The 18,612-nt window shown below is 38.4% G+C and carries 32 protein-coding genes; 1 reads left to right on the top strand and 31 read right to left on the bottom strand.

What is annotated here, in order from left to right:
- Nucleotides 1-26: 26 nt before the first annotated feature.
- The 26 genes from ykgO to FBD94_RS11230 form a co-directional block, all read right to left on the bottom strand.
- On the bottom strand, nt 27-143 hold the full coding sequence (ykgO, locus tag FBD94_RS11355; RefSeq protein ID WP_008244551.1) for a type B 50S ribosomal protein L36: 117 nt from the start codon (nt 141-143) through the stop codon (nt 27-29).
- A gap of 1 nt (nt 144) precedes the next feature.
- Nucleotides 145-363 carry a translation initiation factor IF-1 gene (infA, locus tag FBD94_RS11350; protein ID WP_008244555.1) on the bottom strand — a complete coding sequence of 73 codons (219 nt, stop codon included), beginning with the start codon at nt 361-363 and terminating at the stop codon, nt 145-147.
- A 71-nt stretch (nt 364-434) separates the two neighbouring features.
- Nucleotides 435-1,220 carry a type I methionyl aminopeptidase gene (gene map, locus FBD94_RS11345; protein ID WP_131609984.1) on the bottom strand — a complete coding sequence of 262 codons (786 nt, stop codon included), beginning with the start codon at nt 1,218-1,220 and terminating at the stop codon, nt 435-437.
- Nucleotides 1,221-1,229: 9 nt separating this feature from the next.
- The gene (gene secY, locus FBD94_RS11340) at nt 1,230-2,567 is read right to left on the bottom strand and encodes a preprotein translocase subunit SecY (RefSeq protein WP_131609985.1); all 1,338 of its coding nucleotides are present in this window, start codon (nt 2,565-2,567) and stop codon (nt 1,230-1,232) included.
- A 3-nt stretch (nt 2,568-2,570) separates the two neighbouring features.
- Nucleotides 2,571-3,017, bottom strand: coding sequence for a 50S ribosomal protein L15 (gene rplO, locus FBD94_RS11335; protein ID WP_090777431.1), 447 nt, complete (start codon nt 3,015-3,017; stop codon nt 2,571-2,573).
- A 111-nt stretch (nt 3,018-3,128) separates the two neighbouring features.
- Complete coding sequence (rpmD, locus tag FBD94_RS11330) at nt 3,129-3,308, bottom strand: 50S ribosomal protein L30 (RefSeq protein ID WP_090777433.1); 180 nt, start codon at nt 3,306-3,308, stop codon at nt 3,129-3,131.
- Between the two features lie 4 nt (nt 3,309-3,312).
- Nucleotides 3,313-3,831 carry a 30S ribosomal protein S5 gene (rpsE, locus tag FBD94_RS11325; protein ID WP_131609986.1) on the bottom strand — a complete coding sequence of 173 codons (519 nt, stop codon included), beginning with the start codon at nt 3,829-3,831 and terminating at the stop codon, nt 3,313-3,315.
- 18 nt (nt 3,832-3,849) lie between these two features.
- Nucleotides 3,850-4,203 carry a 50S ribosomal protein L18 gene (gene rplR / locus FBD94_RS11320; protein WP_131609987.1) on the bottom strand — a complete coding sequence of 118 codons (354 nt, stop codon included), beginning with the start codon at nt 4,201-4,203 and terminating at the stop codon, nt 3,850-3,852.
- A 5-nt stretch (nt 4,204-4,208) separates the two neighbouring features.
- Nucleotides 4,209-4,766: a 50S ribosomal protein L6 gene (gene rplF / locus FBD94_RS11315; RefSeq protein WP_131609988.1), complete on the bottom strand. Its 558-nt coding sequence runs from the start codon at nt 4,764-4,766 to the stop codon at nt 4,209-4,211.
- 18 nt (nt 4,767-4,784) lie between these two features.
- Nucleotides 4,785-5,183 carry a 30S ribosomal protein S8 gene (rpsH, locus tag FBD94_RS11310; RefSeq protein ID WP_090777439.1) on the bottom strand — a complete coding sequence of 133 codons (399 nt, stop codon included), beginning with the start codon at nt 5,181-5,183 and terminating at the stop codon, nt 4,785-4,787.
- 115 nt (nt 5,184-5,298) lie between these two features.
- Nucleotides 5,299-5,568 carry a 30S ribosomal protein S14 gene (gene rpsN, locus FBD94_RS11305; protein WP_131609989.1) on the bottom strand — a complete coding sequence of 90 codons (270 nt, stop codon included), beginning with the start codon at nt 5,566-5,568 and terminating at the stop codon, nt 5,299-5,301.
- A complete protein-coding gene (gene rplE, locus FBD94_RS11300) occupies nt 5,568-6,134 on the bottom strand; it encodes a 50S ribosomal protein L5 (protein WP_090777441.1) in 567 nt (188 codons plus the stop codon). The genes rpsN and rplE overlap by 1 nt, the downstream gene beginning before the upstream one ends.
- Nucleotides 6,134-6,472, bottom strand: coding sequence for a 50S ribosomal protein L24 (gene rplX / locus FBD94_RS11295; RefSeq protein ID WP_131609990.1), 339 nt, complete (start codon nt 6,470-6,472; stop codon nt 6,134-6,136). The genes rplE and rplX overlap by 1 nt, the downstream gene beginning before the upstream one ends.
- 1 nt (nt 6,473) lies before the next feature.
- A complete protein-coding gene (rplN, locus tag FBD94_RS11290; RefSeq protein ID WP_090777443.1) occupies nt 6,474-6,842 on the bottom strand; it encodes a 50S ribosomal protein L14 in 369 nt (122 codons plus the stop codon).
- 1 nt (nt 6,843) lies between these two features.
- On the bottom strand, nt 6,844-7,098 hold the full coding sequence (gene rpsQ / locus FBD94_RS11285; RefSeq protein WP_048907439.1) for a 30S ribosomal protein S17: 255 nt from the start codon (nt 7,096-7,098) through the stop codon (nt 6,844-6,846).
- Between the two features lie 13 nt (nt 7,099-7,111).
- Entirely contained in the window at nt 7,112-7,321 is a 210-nt protein-coding gene (gene rpmC / locus FBD94_RS11280) for a 50S ribosomal protein L29 (protein WP_131609991.1), read from the bottom strand.
- A 72-nt stretch (nt 7,322-7,393) separates the two neighbouring features.
- Nucleotides 7,394-7,816 (bottom strand): 50S ribosomal protein L16, encoded by a 423-nt coding sequence (rplP, locus tag FBD94_RS11275; protein WP_131609992.1) that lies wholly within the window; start codon nt 7,814-7,816, stop codon nt 7,394-7,396.
- 38 nt (nt 7,817-7,854) lie between these two features.
- A complete protein-coding gene (rpsC, locus tag FBD94_RS11270; protein WP_131609993.1) occupies nt 7,855-8,709 on the bottom strand; it encodes a 30S ribosomal protein S3 in 855 nt (284 codons plus the stop codon).
- Between the two features lie 5 nt (nt 8,710-8,714).
- Nucleotides 8,715-9,077 (bottom strand): 50S ribosomal protein L22, encoded by a 363-nt coding sequence (gene rplV, locus FBD94_RS11265; RefSeq protein ID WP_090777451.1) that lies wholly within the window; start codon nt 9,075-9,077, stop codon nt 8,715-8,717.
- A gap of 7 nt (nt 9,078-9,084) precedes the next feature.
- On the bottom strand, nt 9,085-9,351 hold the full coding sequence (rpsS, locus tag FBD94_RS11260) for a 30S ribosomal protein S19 (RefSeq protein ID WP_008244581.1): 267 nt from the start codon (nt 9,349-9,351) through the stop codon (nt 9,085-9,087).
- Nucleotides 9,351-10,175, bottom strand: coding sequence for a 50S ribosomal protein L2 (gene rplB / locus FBD94_RS11255; protein WP_131609994.1), 825 nt, complete (start codon nt 10,173-10,175; stop codon nt 9,351-9,353). The genes rpsS and rplB overlap by 1 nt, the downstream gene beginning before the upstream one ends.
- 23 nt (nt 10,176-10,198) lie before the next feature.
- Entirely contained in the window at nt 10,199-10,489 is a 291-nt protein-coding gene (gene rplW / locus FBD94_RS11250) for a 50S ribosomal protein L23 (protein ID WP_090777455.1), read from the bottom strand.
- Between the two features lies 1 nt (nt 10,490).
- Nucleotides 10,491-11,120: a 50S ribosomal protein L4 gene (gene rplD / locus FBD94_RS11245; RefSeq protein ID WP_131609995.1), complete on the bottom strand. Its 630-nt coding sequence runs from the start codon at nt 11,118-11,120 to the stop codon at nt 10,491-10,493.
- A 4-nt stretch (nt 11,121-11,124) separates the two neighbouring features.
- Nucleotides 11,125-11,742, bottom strand: a complete 618-nt coding sequence (gene rplC, locus FBD94_RS11240) for a 50S ribosomal protein L3 (RefSeq protein WP_090777459.1) — start codon at nt 11,740-11,742, stop codon at nt 11,125-11,127.
- A gap of 183 nt (nt 11,743-11,925) precedes the next feature.
- Nucleotides 11,926-12,321, bottom strand: coding sequence for a DUF1634 domain-containing protein (locus FBD94_RS11235; RefSeq protein WP_131609996.1), 396 nt, complete (start codon nt 12,319-12,321; stop codon nt 11,926-11,928).
- On the bottom strand, nt 12,318-13,154 hold the full coding sequence (locus FBD94_RS11230) for a sulfite exporter TauE/SafE family protein (RefSeq protein WP_136880273.1): 837 nt from the start codon (nt 13,152-13,154) through the stop codon (nt 12,318-12,320). The genes FBD94_RS11235 and FBD94_RS11230 overlap by 4 nt, the downstream gene beginning before the upstream one ends.
- Nucleotides 13,155-13,234: 80 nt before the next feature.
- On the opposite strand from FBD94_RS11230, the gene FBD94_RS11225 reads away from it, so the two are divergent.
- Complete coding sequence (locus FBD94_RS11225) at nt 13,235-13,843, top strand: hypothetical protein (protein ID WP_225874742.1); 609 nt, start codon at nt 13,235-13,237, stop codon at nt 13,841-13,843.
- 71 nt (nt 13,844-13,914) lie between these two features.
- Here FBD94_RS11225 and rpsJ read toward each other — a convergent pair whose 3' ends face one another.
- From rpsJ to FBD94_RS11200, 5 genes are all read right to left on the bottom strand, one after another.
- Nucleotides 13,915-14,220, bottom strand: a complete 306-nt coding sequence (gene rpsJ / locus FBD94_RS11220; protein ID WP_008244591.1) for a 30S ribosomal protein S10 — start codon at nt 14,218-14,220, stop codon at nt 13,915-13,917.
- A 59-nt stretch (nt 14,221-14,279) separates the two neighbouring features.
- Nucleotides 14,280-16,394: an elongation factor G gene (gene fusA, locus FBD94_RS11215; protein WP_136880272.1), complete on the bottom strand. Its 2,115-nt coding sequence runs from the start codon at nt 16,392-16,394 to the stop codon at nt 14,280-14,282.
- A 17-nt stretch (nt 16,395-16,411) separates the two neighbouring features.
- Nucleotides 16,412-16,879 (bottom strand): 30S ribosomal protein S7, encoded by a 468-nt coding sequence (rpsG, locus tag FBD94_RS11210; RefSeq protein WP_090777471.1) that lies wholly within the window; start codon nt 16,877-16,879, stop codon nt 16,412-16,414.
- A gap of 16 nt (nt 16,880-16,895) precedes the next feature.
- Complete coding sequence (gene rpsL, locus FBD94_RS11205) at nt 16,896-17,309, bottom strand: 30S ribosomal protein S12 (RefSeq protein ID WP_008244597.1); 414 nt, start codon at nt 17,307-17,309, stop codon at nt 16,896-16,898.
- A 169-nt stretch (nt 17,310-17,478) separates the two neighbouring features.
- Nucleotides 17,479-18,609, bottom strand: coding sequence for an acyloxyacyl hydrolase (locus FBD94_RS11200; RefSeq protein ID WP_136880271.1), 1,131 nt, complete (start codon nt 18,607-18,609; stop codon nt 17,479-17,481).
- Between the last annotated feature and the right edge of the window lie 3 nt (nt 18,610-18,612).

The following is an 18,612-nucleotide window of genomic DNA, read 5'->3' as shown; positions in this document are numbered from 1 at the left end:
AATCTATATCATACTTCAATAATGTCTTAACCTTGACGTTGCTTAAATTTAGGGTTTTTCTTGTTTATAACGTAAAGTTTACCTTTACGACGAATAACCTTGCAATCAGCACTACGTTTTTTAATTGATGACCTAACTTTCATTTTATTTATATCTATAAGTAATCCTGCCCTTTGATAAATCGTAAGGCGACATCTCTAATTTGACTTTGTCCCCTGGTAAAATTTTGATATAATGCATCCTCATTTTCCCAGAGATATGAGCGATAATCTCGTGGCCATTTTCCAGTTCTACCCGGAACATAGCATTTGATAGTGCTTCTCTTATTACACCGTCTTGTTCAATCGAGGCTTGTTTAGCCATATAATATTGATTTTTACTTAATTAGCTGCTATTAAACAGGGACGCAAAATTAAATAAAAAAATTTAATTATTTACTTTTTTTCTTTTAAAACTTCTTCAATAAATGAAAAGGTTGATAAAACGTCTGCGTTACCCTTTTTTATCGCAACAGTGTGTTCAAAATGAGCGGATGGCTTACTATCCTTACTGGTTACTGTCCAGCCATCTGACCAAAATTTAACACCTGCTGTACCTGCGTTGATCATAGGCTCAATGGCAATAACCATCCCCTCCTCAAGCTTAATTCCACTCCCCCGTCTGCCATAATTAGGCACCTCAGGTTTCTCGTGTAATTTCACCCCAACACCATGACCAACCAATTCTCTTACTACTCCAAATCCATTTGCTTCAGCATAAGCCTGCACCGCATACCCAACATCACCTATTCTAGAACCAACTACAGCCTTTTCAATTGCAAGCTTCAAGCATTCCTGTGTAACATCTACTAGCTTCTTCCGCTCCGCATCCACCTCACCGATTGAAAATGTATAAGCAGAGTCACCAAAAAAATTATTCTTTATTACACCACAATCAACAGAAATCAAATCTCCCTCTTTAATTCTATAATCGCCAGGAAAACCATGAACTACTTGTTCATTTGGCGAAATACATAAGGAATAAGGAAATCCATTATAGTTTAAAAAAGCTGGTATAGCACCATGGTCTCTAATAAACGTTTCTGCAAGATCATTTAGTTCCTGGGTTGTAACCCCTGGACCAATGACTTTGGCCACTTCAGCCAAAGTCTTTGATACCAGTAAAGAACTTTCTCTAATGAGTTCTACTTCTTCTTTTGATTTATAATAGATCTTAGACATTTCTATATATTAAATCACGGCATTACTACCGCTCTCAGCAGGAATTCCTGTGCGACCGGTAACTCTACCTGTTTTCATTAATCCATCATAATGACGCATCAACAAATAACTTTCAATCTGTTGCAATGTATCCAAAACAACGCCCACTAAAATCAATAAAGATGTTCCTCCATAAAAATGTGCAAACTCAGATTTGATTCCAAATTTAACAGCAATTGAAGGAAGTATCGCGATGATCGCTAAGAAAATTGCTCCTGGGAACGTGATCTTAGAAATCACATCATCAATAAATGACGATGTAGATAAACCCGGTTTAATACCTGGTATAAATCCACCATTCTTCTTCATATCATCCGACATTTGAGTTGGATTCACAGTTATAGCAGTATAGAAGAATGTAAATGCAATAATTAAAAATGCAAATGTTAAACTATATGCCAATGAGGTATAATCACTAAACTGAATCAACCAGGTATTTTGTAATGAAGGAAAGAAACCTGTTAAAGTTGCAGGAATAAACATCAATGCCTGAGCAAAAATGATTGGCATTACACCAGCAGCATTAACCTTTAAAGGGATATACTGTCTTACTCCTCCAAATTGTCTGTTACCAACAATCCTTTTAGCATATTGAACAGGAACTTTACGTACACCTTGAACAATCATGATGGTAAACATCACAACCGCAAAAAGAGCAACAATTTCAAGTACAAGCGCGATCAATCCACCACCTTCACCAACAACTCTTGAGCTTACTTCCTGCGATAATGCTACAGGTAAACGAGCAATGATACCAACCATAATGATTAGTGAAATACCGTTACCAATACCTTTATCTGTAATCTTCTCGCCTAACCACATCACAAACAATGTACCTGCAGACAAAACAAATGTTGCAAGAACAAAGAATAAGCCATGATCAATAACGATAGCTTCAGCAGGAACTTGAGTTTTAACATAACCAATCGCCTGAACAGCAGTAATGGCTACAGTTAAATAGCGTGTAATCTGATTAAGTTTCTTTCTTCCGCTTTCACCCTCCTTTTGCATTTTTTGAAAAGAAGGAACGGCAATACCTAATAGCTGAACTACAATAGAGGCTGAAATATAAGGCATAACACCCAAGGCCAATATAGATACCCGAGAGAATGATCCCCCAGCAAACATATCCAACAGACCTAAAATGCCTGACTTAGTATTATCGCCTAAAAGTGTTGCGTCTACACCTGGTAAAACCACGTGAGATACAAACCTATAAACTAAAAGAATCATGAGCGTATAAACTATACGCTCTTTCAATTCTTGAATTTTCCAAATATTACTTAAAGTAGTAAACAGCTTCTTCATTAATTACAATTTTTCGATTGAGCCTCCAACAGCCTCAATAGCTTTTTGTGCAGTTGCAGAAAAAGCATGTGCTTTAACTTCTATCTTAGATTTAACTTCACCACGACCTAAAACTTTAACTAAGTCATTTTTAGATGCCAAACCATGCTCTTGCAAGGTTGCGAAATCTATACTTGTTAAGTTAAACTTTTCTGCCAAACCTTGCAATACGTCTAAGTTTACACCAACGTATTCAACACGGTTAATAGGTTTGAAACCTACCTTAGGTACACGGCGTTGTAATGGCATCTGACCACCTTCAAAACCGATTTTGGTTTTGTGACCAGAGCGAGATCCAGCACCTTTGTGACCACGAGTGGAAGTACCACCGCGACCAGATCCGGTACCACGACCAATTCTCTTACTATTTTTAGTAGAACCTGCTGCAGGTTTTAAATTACTTAAGTTCATTTTGAAACTTATTGTGCTGCCCTTCGCTTTCACTAATCAGGGCAACGGTGAAACAATATACAAAGGTTGCAAATGTAATTATATTAACTACATTAACAACCTTTTAATAAATTATATACTCTCTATTGCTATTAAGTGATTCACTTTTCTAACCATTCCGATAATGGCAGCAGTGGCTTCAACTTCTACGCTTTGGTTCATTTTAGTTAAACCTAAAGCTTGCATCGTTCTTTTTTGGCGTTCGCTTCTGTCGATAATGCTTTTTATCTGGGTTATTTTGATCTTAGCCATAATATTATCCGTTAAAAACTTTATTTAAATCAACACCACGTTGTTGTGCAACGGTATAAGCATCGCGCATTTTTGTTAAAGCATCTACTGTTGCTTTTACCACGTTGTGAGGATTTGATGAACCTTTTGACTTTGCTAATACGTTATGTACACCAGCACTCTCTAATACAGCACGCATCGCACCACCAGCAATAACACCTGTACCTACTGCAGCTGGTTTGATTAATACAAAACCACCCGAGAATTTACCGATTTGCTCGTGAGGAACAGTACCATGTAAAATAGGAACTTTAACTAAGTTCTTTTTAGCATCATCAATTCCTTTTGCAATTGCTTCTGTTACCTCTTTCGCTTTACCTAATCCGTAACCTACGATTCCGTTCTCATCTCCAACAACCACGATGGCTGAAAAGCTGAAAGTACGACCACCTTTGGTTACTTTGGCAACGCGTTGTATGCTAACTAAACGATCTTTTAATTCGATCTCGCTAGTCTTAACTCTTTTTATATTGATAGTTGACATTCTTATCCTATTTTCAGATTAAAATACTAAACCAGCTTCACGCGCACCTTCCGCCAACGATTTAACACGTCCGTGGTACAAATAACCATTTCTGTCGAAAACTACTTCTTTAACACCAGCTGCAATAGCTTTTTCAGCTACTAATTTACCTACAGCTACTGATTGTTCAGATTTGTTTCCAGTTCCAGAAAAGTCTTTTGATAAAGATGAAGCTGAAGCAATTGTACTGCCGGTTACGTCGTTAATGATTTGAGCATAAATTCCTTTATTGCTTCTATATACCGATAAACGTGGACGGCTATCAGAACCTGTAATTCTTTTTCTGATTCCTTTTTTTATACGATCTCTACGAGATAATTTTTTCCCTGCCATGATGATTATTTTTTAGAAGCTGATTTACCTGCTTTTCTTCTTAACACTTCGCCTACAAACTTGATACCTTTACCTTTATATGGTTCTGGTGCACGTAACGAACGGATTTTCGCTGCTACTTGTCCTATCAATTGCTTATCAATACTTTCTAAAATGATTTTAGGAGTCTGACCTTTTTCTGAGGTTGTAGTCACTTTAATCTCTACCGGTAATTGGAACACGTAATGGTGAGAATAACCCAAAACTAAGTCTAATGTATTACCTGTGTTTGTAGCACGGTAACCAACACCTACCAGTTCTTGAGAAATCTTGTAACCTTCTGTTACACCAACAACCATATTATTGATCAAAGCACGGTATAAACCATGTAATGCTTTGTGTCTTTTTTGCTCTGAAGGACGTTGTACTGTTAATACACCTTCTTCTTGACTTACAGTGATATCTGAATCTACTGCTTGAGTTAATTCTCCCTTAGGGCCTTTAACAGTTACTACGTTATCTTTAGATACCGTAATTGTTACGCCTGCAGGTACATTAATTGGGGCTTTTCCTACTCTTGACATTTTGTTATCCTCCTTTAATTAATAAACGTGACACAAAACTTCGCCACCAATGTTAAGTTTAGCCGCTTCTTTATCTGTCATAACACCTTTAGATGTAGACAAGATTGCAATACCTAAACCATTTAATACTCTTGGCATATTCTCTACGCCGGCATACTGCCTTAAACCTGGTTTGCTAATACGAGTTAACGTGCGGATAGCAGGGATTTTCGTGATCGCATTGTATTTCAAAGCGATTTTGATTATTCCTTGAACCGTAGTGTCTTCAAATTTGTAGTTAGCGATGTAACCTTTGTCAAAAAGTACTTTAGTAATTTCCTTTTTCAGGTTTGATGCAGGAATCTCTACAATTCTGTGATTTGCCTTGATGGCATTTCTTACTCTTGTAAGATAATCTGCTATTGGATCTGTATTCATTGTTATATAATTGTGATAGTGGTTTCCTTCCCGACCTATTCGAGACGACCTGCCATCGGTTAATGTTTTTGTTTATTGTTTAGGGCATTGAACCCTAAACACAAGTAAGCTGGGATTACCAGCTTGCTTTTCTTACTCCAGGAATTTTTCCTGCTAAAGCCATATCACGGAACAATACCCTTGATATACCGAAAGTACGCATATATCCACGAGGACGGCCAGTTAATTTACAACGATTGTGTAAACGTACTGCTGATGAGTTTTTTGGTAACTTATCTAATCCTTCGTAATCACCTGCAGCTTTAAGTTCTGCACGTTTTTCTGCATATTTAGCAACCAATTTTTGGCGCTTAACTTCGCGAGCTTTTACTCCTTCTTTTGCCATTATTGTTCTGTTTTTTGGTTTTTAAATGGTAAGCCAAATTGTTTTAAAAGTTCCAATGCCTCAACGTCAGTAGCAGCAGATGTTACAAATGTAATATCCATACCTAAAATCTTGCTGATTTTATCGATGTTGATCTCAGGGAAGATGATTTGCTCAGTTACACCTAAAGTGTAGTTTCCTTTACCATCAAAACCTTTATCATTGATACCTTTGAAATCACGGATACGTGGCAAAGCTACGGAAATTAAACGATCTAAAAACTCATACATGTTGTTATCACGTAAAGTTACACGTACACCTACTGGCATACCTTTACGCAATTTAAAGTTTGAGATATCTTTTTTAGATTTCGCTCCAACTGCTTGCTGACCTGCGATTGTAGTCATCTCTAAAATAGAGCTATCCATAATCTTTTTGTCAGTTACAGAGAAACGACCAACCCCTTGGTTGATAGATATTTTCTCTAACTTAGGAACCTGCATAACGCTTTTGTAATTGAACTTATCTTTAAGTGCAGTTACAATTTCCTCTTTATATTTACTTTTTAATCTTGGTACGTAAGCCATTATTTGATCTCCTCTCCTGATTTTTTAGATACCCTAACTAATTTCCCATCAGCATTAAGCTTTCTGCCAACGCGCGTAGTTGCACCCGTTTTAGGATCAATCAGCGCTACGTTAGAAATATGAAGAGCAGCCTCTTTTTTAATGATACCACCATTAGGGTTAGCAGCATTTGGTTTTGTATGTTTTGATACAAGGTTAACACCTTCTACAAGAATTCTGCTTTTAGAAATTAATACTGAAAGCACAGTTCCTTGCTGACCTCTTGAATCGCCGGCAATAACCTTTACTAAATCACCCTTACGGATTTTTATTTTTGGTGTAGTTACTTTATTTTTCATTTTATAATACCTCCGGTGCTAATGATACAATTTTCATGAATTGTTTTTCACGCAGTTCTCTTGCTACCGGGCCAAAAATACGTGTACCGCGCGGCTCATCTTGTGCATTTAATAATACTGCGGCGTTGTCGTCAAAACGAATATAAGAACCATCCTTACGTCTGATCTCTTTCTTTGTTCTTACTACAACTGCTTTAGAAATGCTTCCTTTCTTAATGTTTCCAGAAGGTAATGCACTTTTAACGGTAACAACGATTTTGTCACCAATAGAAGCGTATCTCTTTCCAGTACCACCAAGTACACGGATAACCAATACTTCTTTTGCGCCGCTATTGTCGGCTACGTTTAATCTTGATTCCTGTTGTACCATGTTATTTAGCCCTTTCTAAAATTTCCACTAATCTCCAGTTCTTGTTTTTACTCAGCGGACGAGTCTCCATGATCAGTACTGTATCTCCAATACCGCAATCGTTTTTCTCGTCATGAGCCATAAATTTGGTAGTTTTCTTAACAAACTTACCATAGATCGGGTGTTTCACTTTACGTTCTACCGCTACAACAATAGATTTATCCATCTTGTTGCTTACCACCAACCCGGTTCTTGTTTTTCTTAATTGTCTTTCCATTTCGACTCTAAAGTTATTTAGTTTCAGTAGCAGACTCAGCTTTACGCTTAGTCACTTCAGTATTTAATCGGGCAATATTTCTCCTAACCTTGCTAATGCGGCTTGGGTTCTCTATAGCCGAAATTGTATGCGCAAACTTTAACTTAACTAAGTTTTCTGTCTCTTCTGCAATCCTGGCTACTAGCTCTTCTTGTGAAAGCCCTGTAATTTCTGAGTTCTTCATTTTATTAATTTTTATATTGCGGGTCCAGAGGTTGTAATAACAAGTTACTTACAACATTCAACCCTATACTAATTATGCTTCTACGTAATCTCTACGTACTACAAATTTTGTTTGGATCGGTAATTTTTGAGCGGCTAAACGCATTGCTTCTTTAGCAACTTCTAAAGGAACACCTTCGGCTTCAAAAATGATACGTCCAGCTCTAACTACTGATACCCAGTATTCTGGAGCACCCTTACCTTTACCCATACGTACTTCAGCTGGTTTCTTAGTAATCGGCTTGTCAGGGAATATTCTAATCCATACCTGACCTTCACGTTTCATGAAACGAGTTACGGCGATACGGGCTGCCTCTATCTGGCGACTGGTAATCCAGGTCGACTCTAGAGATTTGATCCCGAAAGACCCGAATGATAATTCAGCACCACGAGTTGCTAAACCTTTCATTCTGCCCTTCTGCATCTTTCTGAACTTCGTTCTTTTTGGCTGTAACATTGTATTTTAATATTATCGTTAAACGATTTGTTAACTAATTATTTACGAGGACCTCTATTCTGAGTATTTCCGCCTCTATTATTTCCTGCACCAGGACCGCCTTGACCAGGGCCTCTTCCGCCACGATTACCACCACCGCGGTTATCGTTTCTTCTGTCGCCACCGCCACGGTTATCTCTGTCTCTGCCACCAAATGCACCTTCTGGTCTGCCACCTGGTTTACCAGGTGCATTGTTAGTTGCACCGATGTTAGGAGAAAGATCACGTTTACCGTAAACCTCACCTTTACAGATCCAAACTTTAACACCTATTTTACCATAAGTAGTCAAAGCTTCTGCTAATGCATAATCAATGTCTGCACGGAAAGTATGCAAAGGAATTCTTCCTTCTTTATACTGTTCGCTACGAGCCATCTCAGCACCACCTAAACGACCAGAGGTCATAATTTTGATACCTTCAGCACCCATACGCATTGTTGATGCGATAGTAGATTTCATTGCTCTACGGAATGAAATCCTTGCCTCTAATTGTTTTGCAACACCTTCTGCTACTAATTGTGCATCAAGCTCAGGACGTTTGATCTCAAAAATGTTGATTTGAATTTCCTTTTTAGTCAATTTCTTCAACTCTTCTTTGATCTTATCAACCTCAGCTCCTGCTTTTCCAATCACAATACCTGGACGAGCCGTGTGGATTGTAACCGTGATACGCTTTAACGTACGCTCGATAACCACTTTTGACACGCCGCCTTTTGCGATACGTACAGAAAGGTATTTTCTTATTTTTTCGTCCTCAACTAATTTATCAGCATAGTTGTTGCCACCGAACCAGTTAGAATCCCAACCTTTGATGATTCCTAACCTGTTACCTATTGGATGTGCTTTTTGTCCCATTTCTGTTAATTAGTTTGAGTTTCAACGTTTTTACTATCTACTACCAAAGTTACATGGTTTGAACGCTTACGTATTCTGTAACCACGTCCTTGAGGTGCTGGTCTTAATCTTTTTAACTGACGACCACCGCCTACCATTATCGTTTTCACGTATAACTGGTTTTCTTCAGGGCGAGAACCTTCATTTTTAGTTTCCCAGTTTTTGATAGCTGATAATAATAGTTTCTCAACTCTTATTGCTGCTTCTTTATTGGTAAACTTTAAAATATGTAAAGCTTTCTCAACACGCTCACCTCTGATAAGATCTACAACCAAACGCATCTTACGCGGTGAGGTTGGACAATTGTTTAATTTCGCTACTGCTTCCATCTTCTAATTATTTTTTCTTTTCAGAGTGACCCCTAAATGTTCTGGTTGGAGCAAACTCTCCCAGCTTATGACCAACCATGTTTTCTGTTACGTATACCGGTATAAATTTATTACCGTTATGCACTGCAAATGTATGACCCACAAAATCTGGTGAGATCATTGATCTGCGAGACCAAGTTTTAATGACAGACTTTTTGCCTGAATCATTCATAGAGACTACTTTCTTCTCTACGTTATGGTCAATATAAGGTCCTTTTTTAATCGAACGAGCCATTATTTCTTCCTTTTCTCTATGATGAAACGATTTGAGTATTTTTTAAGTGAACGAGTTTTATATCCTTTAGAATATACACCGTTCCTTGAGCGAGGCTGACCTCCTGATGAGCGACCCTCACCACCACCCATAGGGTGATCTACCGGGTTCATCGCTACTGGACGTGTTCTCGGACGACGGCCCAACCAACGTTTACGACCAGCTTTACCCAACACTTCATTTGCATGATCTGAATTGGAAACAGCTCCGATTGTTGCTAAACAAGTAACTAAGATAGATCTTACTTCACCTGAAGGCATTTTCAATGTAGCATATTTACCATCACGAGCAGCTAATTGTGCATAAGCACCAGCGCTACGTGCCAACTGAGCACCACGACCTGGATTGATCTCCACGTTGTGTACAATAGATCCCAAAGGAATATTGCTCAATTTTAAAGTATTTCCCACCTCAGGAGTTGCGGTATCACCCGACACTACCTTCTGCCCTACTTGCAAACCTTCCGGTGCAATAATATAACGCTTCTCGCCGTCTACATAATGTAATAATGCAATACGTGCAGTACGGTTTGGATCGTATTCAACAGTAGCTACTGTTGCAGGAATATCAAACTTATCACGTTTAAAGTCAATTAAACGGTAAGATTTTTTGTGACCGCCACCCATGTAGCGCATAGTCATCTTTCCTGTATTGTTACGTCCTCCCGATTTCTTAGAAGATACAACCAATGATTTTTCGGGCTTGGTTGCTGTAATCTCCGAAAAACTGGCACCTACTCTAAAGCGGGTTCCCGGAGTGACTGGTTTAAATTTTCTTAAGCCCATAGTTATAAATTATTCAATTCTTATTAAATATTCGAGTAATAATCAATTGTTTCGCCTGCTGCCAGGGTTACAATAGCTTTTTTATATTTCGGGGTACGTCCCGTAACTAATCCGCCCTTAGTATTTCTGGACTTAACTTTCCCATTTACAACCATTGTATTAATGGCTAAAATGTGAACGCCGTACATTTTTTCTATGGCTCCCTTAATCTGCAATTTATTTGCTTTGGGTTCTACTTTAAAAGTAAAGCGGTTAGACTTTTCTGTTAATGCAGAAGCTTTCTCTGTTAATATTGGTTTCTTTAAAAATTCCATATTACTTGGCAAATGCCTCCTCGATTGTTTTAACAGAATCCGCAGTTAACAAAAGTTTGCCACAGTTCAATACATCATAAGTATTTAACTGATCTGCAGTAATTACTTTCACTTTCTGAATGTTTCTGCTTGATAAATAGATATTGTTATTTTGTGCAGGTAAAACCAACAATGTCTTTTCGTTAGCCAAGTTTAATGCGCTAACCAAATTGATATAGTTTTTAGTTTTGATCGAATCAAAAGTAAAATCTTCTAAAACCACAACATTATTGTCTTGAGCTTTGTATGATAAAGCAGACTTACGTGCTAATGATTTTAATTTTTTGTTCAATTTGAAACTATAGTCACGTGGCTGAGGGCCAAATACACGACCACCACCATTGAACAATGGAGATTTAATACTTCCGGCACGAGCACCACCAGTACCTTTTTGCTTATATAGTTTGCGGGTTGAACCAGCAATCTCATTACGTTGCTTAGACTTGTGAGTACCTTGACGTTGATTAGCCAAATACTGTTTAACATCTAAATAAATTGCGTGGTCAACAGGCGTTATGCCAAAAACCGACTCAGGAAGTTGCACCTTGGCACCTGTCTCTTTTCCTGAAATGTTTAATACTTTAACTTCCATCTGCTTACTTATCTAAGATTACGTAAGAACCCTTAGCTCCTGGAATGGAACCACTAACTACAACTAGATTTTGATCAGCATAAACTTTCAAAACTTGTAAGTTCTGAACTTTTACTCTGTCTCCACCCATTCTACCCGCCATACGCATACCTTTAAATACACGAGAAGGATACGAAGCAGCACCCAATGAACCTGGAGCACGCATCCTGTTGTGCTGTCCGTGAGTTTGTCCACCAACACCACCGAAACCATGACGTTTTACAACACCCTGGAAACCTTTACCTTTTGACGTGCCAACTACATCCACAAAATCGCCTTCGTTAAAGATGCTTACCGTTACAGTATCACCTAAGTTAAGTGATTCTTCAAACGGTTCAAATTCAACCAATTTACGTTTTGGGGTAGTGCTTGCTTTCGCAAAGTGGCCTTTAAGAGGCATGGTAGTGTTCTTTTCTTTGGCTTCGTCGAAACCTAACTGAACTGAAACGTAACCGTCTTTCTCTTCGGTCTTTACCTGTGTTACAACACAAGGTCCAGCTTCGATCACAGTACATGGTATGTTCTTACCATCTGCGTCGAATATGCTGGTCATTCCTACTTTTTTTCCAATAATACCTGACATTTTCTTTTTTTAAATTAACACCCATCGAAGCAGTAGGGCTTCGTTCAAGGTGGATACACATCCCACTTAAGGGAGGGCAAAAATAAGAAAGAAATCTTAATTTTCAAATAGTTAGCTAAATATATTTTCAAATAATTGCTAAAAATTTGTTTTCACTGGATAGCATACAATTAAAGTTAGTTTTTAACCAACCAACTTATCGCTTAAACTATATAAGATAATGGACAAAACCATCAAACCGATCAAAACATATAGGTAATCACGCTCAATCAAGAAGCTAAACACCGAGAAAACAACCCTGGCTACAGGTGTAAAAATCAATAACAATGTGCCAAATTGGATAATAGCAGCGCCATCCATTGTTTTTAAACCTTCAAAAATTGCCCCAACTGAAGACAATCCAGACTTTCCAGAATCAAACTTATCATAATCAACTACGTTTGCATAGTTAAAGAACAAATAGATAAGTCCACCAATAAACACAACAGTCATAGATGAAATCACCCCAACTCGCAATAGGGTACCCAAAATGACCTGTATATCCTTATCTGCAAAAAAATTCTTACTCTCCTTAATCATAAGTTACCAGATAATCCATTGTAAATCATTTGAATCGCTAAAAATGTAACCACAACAGCAAACACCACTTTTAGCTTATCAGTCTTTGTCTTCACCAATATTTTAGAACCGATCGTAGCCCCAAGCAACACCCCTACAGTTACAGGCATAGCTATTCCAGGATCAATCTGCCCACGATGAAGATAAACAATGGCACTTGCAGCAGCAGTTACCCCCATCATAAAGTTACTGGTTGTTGTAGACACCTTAAACGGAATCCGCATAATATTGTCCATCGCAATTACCTTCAAGGCTCCAGAACCAATCCCTAGCAAACCAGAGATAATACCAGCAACAAACATCATCAAGAATCCTCCGATCACATTGTGTACCGCATATTTCTTAATTCCACCCTCAGTAGGATAAGTACCATTCAACTTAAAGAAAACTGCCAGCTTACCAGAAGTATCATTGTCAGAATGATCTACCTTCTTACGAATCATCATCGCTGCAGAAAACAAAAGGATCAACCCAAAAATAACAGCGATGTAGCTCGGATTAATAAAAACAGTTACTATCGCACCAATTATTGCACTTATGGTGGTAGCGACCTCTAAAAACATACCTATCCGAATGTTTGTGATCCCTTCCTTAACATAAGCTGCTGCCGAACCCGATGAAGTCGCAATTACCGATATGATTGATGCACCTATAGCATAATGAATGTCTACTCCAAGTCCAAGTGTTAACAATGGAATAATAATAACTCCACCACCTAGCCCAGTAAGCGAGCCCACCAATCCGGCCAGAAAAGCCCCTATCAAAACTATAATTGTAAATAGTAATACCGACATTGCTGCAAATATACTATCTCCAGCCAGAACACAATAAAATTAAAATATCATAGTTAAATTAGAGATAAACCAATACCCATATGATGAAAAAAATAATACTCCCTATTATTTCGGCTTTAATACTTAGCTTCAACGCTCAGGGCCAGTTAACCAATGATTCTACTAAAGTTGACCCAAGTTTAAAAGGACAATACCAATTATTGCTTACAAAGTCCAAAACCATAAACGGCTATAAACTTGTAAACCCTGGTAGAATTAGCGCTTTCTGGAAAAACCTTAGCGACACACTCTCCACAACACGCAAACAACTTACGAATGCAAACCAGAAACTTAAAGCACAAGAAAAGGATATCGCCGATTTAAAAAGTCAAATCAGCGGAAAAGAAAGTGCATTGGCTGGCACAAATGCAAAAATAAACGAAATCAATTTCCTGGGGATATCATTTGCCAAGTCAACCTACAACACCATTGTATGGAGCTTGATCATTGGACTGGCTGCTGCCCTTGCCTTTCTCATACTGAGATCTGCTAAGTATATGCATGAAGCAAAATATCGCAGCAACCTATATGAAGAAATCGCGCAGGAATACCAGTCCTACAAAACTAAGGCAAATGATAAAGAGAAAAAACTAGCAAGAGAACTTCAAGATGAACGCAACAAGATAGACGAATTAAAAAGCCGCGGCTAGTAAACATCCACAAATAGAAAAGCCTTCCCGATCATCTCGGGAAGGCTTTTCTATTTAACTGTCAAATATAGTTAAACTTTAATTTCTACTTCAACACCGCTAGGTAATTCAAGTTTCATTAATGCATCAACTGTTTTTGAGTTAGAGCTGTAAATATCTAACAAACGCTTGTAAGCACATAATTGAAATTGCTCACGTGCTTTTTTGTTCACGTGTGGTGAACGTAAAACAGTGAAGATTTTCTTTTCTGTAGGCAACGGAATAGGTCCGCTAACCACTGCACCCGTAGGTTTAACAGTTTTCACGATTTTCTCAGCAGATTTATCTACCAAGTTATAATCGTAAGATTTTAATTTGATTCTAATTCTTTGGCTCATAATATATGTATTAAAGCAACCGGTTAGAGCTATTAATAACCGGTTGCTGATTTATTTTATTATTCAGCAGATTTGATTCTACCTTTTGATTTAGCAATTACTTCATCCTGTACTGTTTTAGGAGCTGGTTCGTAGTGATCAAACTCCATTGTAGAGGTTGCACGACCAGAAGTAATGGTACGTAACTGAGTTACATAACCAAACATCTCAGAAAGAGGCACAGTTGCTTTAATTACTTGAGCACCATTACGTGTATCCATTCCTAAAAGTTGACCACGACGACGGTTCATATCACCGATTACATCGCCCATGTTTTCTTCTGGGGTAAGGATCTCGATTTTCATGATAGGCTCCATCAATACAGGGTTACATTTAGGTAACGCTTCACGGTAAGCCATTTTAGCAGCAAGTTCAAATGATAAAGCATCTGAATCGACTGCGTGGAATGAACCATCAATTAAGCGAACTTTCATGTCTGGTAGTGGATAACCAGCCAATACTCCATTAGCCATAGATGCTGCAAATCCTTTTTCAACAGATGGAATAAATTCACGAGGAATTGAACCGCCAGAAATTTCATTTACAAACTGCAAGCCACCTTTTTCCCAATCCGCATCAATAGGAGAAATAACAACTTGGATATCCGCGAATTTACCACGACCACCAGATTGTTTTTTATAAGTCTCACGATGTTGAACTGTTCCATTGATTGCTTCTTTGTAAGCAACCTGTGGTGCACCTTGGTTAACCTCAACTTTAAACTCACGTCTTAAGCGGTCAATCAAGATATCTAAGTGAAGCTCACCCATACCAGAGATTACAGTCTGACCAGTTTCCTGATCTGTCTGAACTCTAAATGTAGGATCTTCTTCAGCTAATTTAGATAAACCAATACCCAATTTATCAACATCAGCTTGAGTTTTAGGCTCAATAGCTAAACCGATAACTGGCTCTGGGAAATCCATTGATTCAAGAACAATTGGATGTTTCTCATCGCAAAGTGTATCACCAGTTTTGATATCTTTAAATCCTACTACAGCAGCAATATCACCAGCACCTACGTTAGGGATTGGGTTTTGCTTGTTAGCATGCATTTGGAAGATACGAGAGATACGCTCTTTGTTTTCAGAACGCGCGTTATAAACGTACGAACCAGCATCTAAGTTACCTGAATAAACACGGATAAAACATAAACGACCTACGAAAGGATCTGTTGCAATTTTAAAAGCTAAAGCTGCAAAAGGCTCATTTACATCTGGTTGACGAGTTACTTCTAAACCAGTTTCAGGGTTGGTACCAGTGATACCATCCACATCCATTGGCGAAGGCAATAATTCCATTACCAAATCCAACATGGTTTGAACACCTTTGTTTTTGAAAGATGAACCACACACCATAGGAACGATTTTCGCATCTAAAGTTGCTTTACGCAATGCATCAAGAATCTCACGCTCAGTGATTGAGTTTGGATCATCAAAGAATTTCTCCATTAATGACTCATCATAATCAGCAACAGCTTCTAATAAGTTCTCTCTCCATTGTGCAACCTCTTCAACCATATCCTCAGGAATTGGCACTTCAGTAAAGGTCATACCTTTATCATGCTCGTTCCAAACGATACCACGGTTATTGATCAAATCAACAACACCAGTAAAGTTATCTTCAGAACCGATAGGTAATTGCAATGGAACAGCGTGACTGCCCAACATATCTTTTACCTGCTTAACAACTTTTAAGAAGTCAGCTCCTGAACGGTCCATTTTGTTAACGAAACCAATACGTGGAACTGCATAGTTGTTAGCTAAACGCCAGTTGGTTTCAGATTGAGGCTCAACACCATCAACAGCTGAAAACAAAAACACCAATCCGTCCAAAACACGCAATGAACGATTTACCTCTACGGTAAAATCCACGTGTCCAGGAGTATCGATAACGTTTACCTGATATTTGTTACCACGGTAAGGCCAGAAAACAGTTGTAGCAGCAGAAGTAATCGTGATACCACGTTCCTGCTCCTGTGCCATCCAGTCCATTGTAGCTGCACCTTCGTGCACCTCACCAATTTTGTGACTAACACCTGCATAATAAAGGATACGCTCAGTTGTTGTGGTTTTACCCGCATCAATGTGAGCCGCGATTCCAATATTTCTTGTGTATTTTAAATCTCTTGACATTTTATGATTCTATATAATTAGAAACGGAAGTGAGAGAACGCTTTGTTGGCTTCAGCCATTTTATGCGTGTCTTCTTTTTTCTTAACTGCTGCACCTTCACCCTTAGCTGCTGAAACGATTTCACCTGCTAATTTCTCTTTCATTGTTTTTTCACCACGTTTGCGTGCATATGAAATTAACCATTTCATACCTAAAGCAATCTTACGGTCAGGTCTAACCTCTGTAGGTACCTGGAAGTTAGCACCACCAACACGGCGTGACTTAACCTCTACTGCAGGCATTACGTTAGTTAAAGCGCGTTTCCAGATTTCTAATCCGTTCTCACCAACTTTTTTCTCTGCTAATTCTACAGCATCATAAAAAATTGAATAAGCAATAGATTTCTTTCCGTCAAACATCATGTTGTTTACGAAACGGGTCACCTGAACATCGTTAAATTTTGGATCAGGAAGAATGATTCTCTTTTTTGGTTTTGACTTTCTCATTTTGTTTTCCTCCTAATTATTTCTTTTTACCTTTTGTTGGTGCCGCAGCTACTTGTCCTGGCTTAGGGCGTTTTGTTCCGTATTTCGAACGACGTTGGTTACGACCGGCAACACCTGAAGTATCTAATGCTCCACGGATGATGTGATAACGTACACCTGGCAAATCTTTAACACGACCACCACGGATCAATACGATTGAGTGCTCCTGTAGGTTGTGACCTTCTCCAGGGATGTAAGCGTTAACCTCTTTACCATTGGTTAAACGTACACGCGCAACTTTACGCATTGCTGAGTTTGGTTTTTTAGGGGTAGTCGTATATACACGTGTACATACACCTCTTCGCTGTGGACAACTGTCCAACGCCGGAGACTTACTCTTGAACTCCAGTGCTACTCTACCTTTTCTAACTAATTGTTGAATGGTTGGCATTGTTCTTTTTTTGTTTTTCTATTAATGTTTAAAAACTTTACCCCTCAATAAGGGACTGCAAAGGTAAGACAATACATTTTATAAATCAAGGGGTTAACATAAAATTAATCCCCTAAAAGACAATAGTATAATTACATACCAAATATTTCTATAAATTATTCTTGATTTTTCAACGTGTAACCATCAATCCAAACCCTACAAAATCGGCCTCACTTTGATGTAAATACATTTTAGCTTGAACAGCAAGCCCTTCCGTAACTTGATACTTCAATCCGGTAGTCCAATAGCTCTTAATATTCATCAGGCTATTATAGTGCAAATAATAACCATATTTAGTCATCAGCCCCAATCTACCTAACCACAAGTCAGGCCCAATAGCAACACCAACTCTCCATCTATCAAACGAACTTGCTTTAGATTGATAAGTTTGATCATTCTTCAGCGGGTCATAAATAGTATGATAATAAACGGCATCTAACCCTGCACTCAAACCAAGAACAGCATCTAACCTATAGTTGTATCCAGCATATAAACCGGTCTTATACAAACCATCTTTACTCCTATAAACTCCACGCCGACCTATATTAACCCCAACATCCACACTGTGCATTTTATATTCCGCAGGCTTTCTCCATGAAGCCGTATCATTAACCACCTTCTTTACACCCAACGACTGCGCAATACCCAAACTAACGCTACTCACATTCATACCCTTGTTTGGCACCCTTATCCCAGCATTAGAAAAATGGAGAACATCTACCCCAGCCAAAAGCTTTGTTGATGGACCAATTTGAGTGGATAATTTTAATGCAATCCGCGACGAAAAATTAATATGACTACCTACAAGTATATTTTCATTGGTAAACCAGGTTTCCCCCAAATAACCCAATCCAAATCCTGGCGTAAGCAACAATTCGGAACCTTTAGTCTTCAATAACGAAAAATTAAGTGCAGCGATTAATGCATATGAATCACCAAACCTATTTGGTCTTGGATCTGGCACCATTACAATGTCGCTCATATTCTTATAATTAAAAACCAGATCAAGGCTGTTCAAATTCAACATCCTCATCCATGGTCTGTGGCTGGCAACAGTATTCATATGGTAAATCAACTCACCCCCATATGCTGTACCACGTAATTTATGATCAGCAGTAAACACCGCTAAAGAAACTTGTGGAGAGAACTCAATACTGTTTCGAACAGACTGTACCCCCTGGGCCCGTAAATCACCGGCAAATACCAGGAAACCTAAAAAGAAAAGAAAAGCAAATAAATTAGCGAATCTTGGCAAGCTCATTTA

Origin of the sequence: Pedobacter hiemivivus (assembly GCF_005144565.1) — a bacterium.
Lineage (GTDB): Bacteria > Bacteroidota > Bacteroidia > Sphingobacteriales > Sphingobacteriaceae > Pedobacter > Pedobacter hiemivivus.
The sequence above is the reverse complement of the archived record's forward strand: the minus strand, read 5'-3'. Positions and strand labels throughout refer to the sequence as shown.

What these genes read in the sequence shown, in the direction of transcription:
- rpsS (WP_008244581.1), bottom strand. Translation starts at nt 9,351, where the DNA reads ATGGCTCGTTCGATTAAAAAAGGACCTTATATTGACCATAACGTAGAG.
- rpsL (WP_008244597.1), bottom strand. Translation starts at nt 17,309, where the DNA reads ATGCCAACCATTCAACAATTAGTTAGAAAAGGTAGAGTAGCACTGGAG.
- FBD94_RS11225 (WP_225874742.1), top strand. Translation starts at nt 13,235, where the DNA reads ATGATGAAAAAAATAATACTCCCTATTATTTCGGCTTTAATACTTAGC.
- rplC (WP_090777459.1), bottom strand. Translation starts at nt 11,742, where the DNA reads ATGTCAGGTATTATTGGAAAAAAAGTAGGAATGACCAGCATATTCGAC.
- rpsE (WP_131609986.1), bottom strand. Translation starts at nt 3,831, where the DNA reads ATGTCAACTATCAATATAAAAAGAGTTAAGACTAGCGAGATCGAATTA.
- FBD94_RS11230 (WP_136880273.1), bottom strand. Translation starts at nt 13,154, where the DNA reads ATGTCGGTATTACTATTTACAATTATAGTTTTGATAGGGGCTTTTCTG.
- rplW (WP_090777455.1), bottom strand. Translation starts at nt 10,489, where the DNA reads ATGGAATTTTTAAAGAAACCAATATTAACAGAGAAAGCTTCTGCATTA.
- rpmC (WP_131609991.1), bottom strand. Translation starts at nt 7,321, where the DNA reads ATGAAGAACTCAGAAATTACAGGGCTTTCACAAGAAGAGCTAGTAGCC.
- ykgO (WP_008244551.1), bottom strand. Translation starts at nt 143, where the DNA reads ATGAAAGTTAGGTCATCAATTAAAAAACGTAGTGCTGATTGCAAGGTT.
- secY (WP_131609985.1), bottom strand. Translation starts at nt 2,567, where the DNA reads ATGAAGAAGCTGTTTACTACTTTAAGTAATATTTGGAAAATTCAAGAA.
- rplR (WP_131609987.1), bottom strand. Translation starts at nt 4,203, where the DNA reads ATGGCAGGGAAAAAATTATCTCGTAGAGATCGTATAAAAAAAGGAATC.
- rplO (WP_090777431.1), bottom strand. Translation starts at nt 3,017, where the DNA reads ATGAACTTAAGTAATTTAAAACCTGCAGCAGGTTCTACTAAAAATAGT.
- rplP (WP_131609992.1), bottom strand. Translation starts at nt 7,816, where the DNA reads ATGTTACAGCCAAAAAGAACGAAGTTCAGAAAGATGCAGAAGGGCAGA.
- FBD94_RS11235 (WP_131609996.1), bottom strand. Translation starts at nt 12,321, where the DNA reads ATGATTAAGGAGAGTAAGAATTTTTTTGCAGATAAGGATATACAGGTC.
- rplD (WP_131609995.1), bottom strand. Translation starts at nt 11,120, where the DNA reads ATGGAAGTTAAAGTATTAAACATTTCAGGAAAAGAGACAGGTGCCAAG.
- rpsN (WP_131609989.1), bottom strand. Translation starts at nt 5,568, where the DNA reads ATGGCAAAAGAAGGAGTAAAAGCTCGCGAAGTTAAGCGCCAAAAATTG.
- FBD94_RS11200 (WP_136880271.1), bottom strand. Translation starts at nt 18,609, where the DNA reads ATGAGCTTGCCAAGATTCGCTAATTTATTTGCTTTTCTTTTCTTTTTA.
- rplF (WP_131609988.1), bottom strand. Translation starts at nt 4,766, where the DNA reads ATGTCAAGAGTAGGAAAAGCCCCAATTAATGTACCTGCAGGCGTAACA.
- rpsJ (WP_008244591.1), bottom strand. Translation starts at nt 14,220, where the DNA reads ATGAGCCAAAGAATTAGAATCAAATTAAAATCTTACGATTATAACTTG.
- rpsH (WP_090777439.1), bottom strand. Translation starts at nt 5,183, where the DNA reads ATGAATACAGATCCAATAGCAGATTATCTTACAAGAGTAAGAAATGCC.
- infA (WP_008244555.1), bottom strand. Translation starts at nt 363, where the DNA reads ATGGCTAAACAAGCCTCGATTGAACAAGACGGTGTAATAAGAGAAGCA.
- rplV (WP_090777451.1), bottom strand. Translation starts at nt 9,077, where the DNA reads ATGGAAGCAGTAGCGAAATTAAACAATTGTCCAACCTCACCGCGTAAG.
- rplB (WP_131609994.1), bottom strand. Translation starts at nt 10,175, where the DNA reads ATGGGCTTAAGAAAATTTAAACCAGTCACTCCGGGAACCCGCTTTAGA.
- rplE (WP_090777441.1), bottom strand. Translation starts at nt 6,134, where the DNA reads ATGGCTTACGTACCAAGATTAAAAAGTAAATATAAAGAGGAAATTGTA.
- rpsC (WP_131609993.1), bottom strand. Translation starts at nt 8,709, where the DNA reads ATGGGACAAAAAGCACATCCAATAGGTAACAGGTTAGGAATCATCAAA.
- rpsQ (WP_048907439.1), bottom strand. Translation starts at nt 7,098, where the DNA reads ATGGAAAGACAATTAAGAAAAACAAGAACCGGGTTGGTGGTAAGCAAC.
- map (WP_131609984.1), bottom strand. Translation starts at nt 1,220, where the DNA reads ATGTCTAAGATCTATTATAAATCAAAAGAAGAAGTAGAACTCATTAGA.
- rpmD (WP_090777433.1), bottom strand. Translation starts at nt 3,308, where the DNA reads ATGGCTAAGATCAAAATAACCCAGATAAAAAGCATTATCGACAGAAGC.
- rpsG (WP_090777471.1), bottom strand. Translation starts at nt 16,879, where the DNA reads ATGAGAAAGTCAAAACCAAAAAAGAGAATCATTCTTCCTGATCCAAAA.
- rplX (WP_131609990.1), bottom strand. Translation starts at nt 6,472, where the DNA reads ATGAAAAATAAAGTAACTACACCAAAAATAAAAATCCGTAAGGGTGAT.
- fusA (WP_136880272.1), bottom strand. Translation starts at nt 16,394, where the DNA reads ATGTCAAGAGATTTAAAATACACAAGAAATATTGGAATCGCGGCTCAC.
- rplN (WP_090777443.1), bottom strand. Translation starts at nt 6,842, where the DNA reads ATGGTACAACAGGAATCAAGATTAAACGTAGCCGACAATAGCGGCGCA.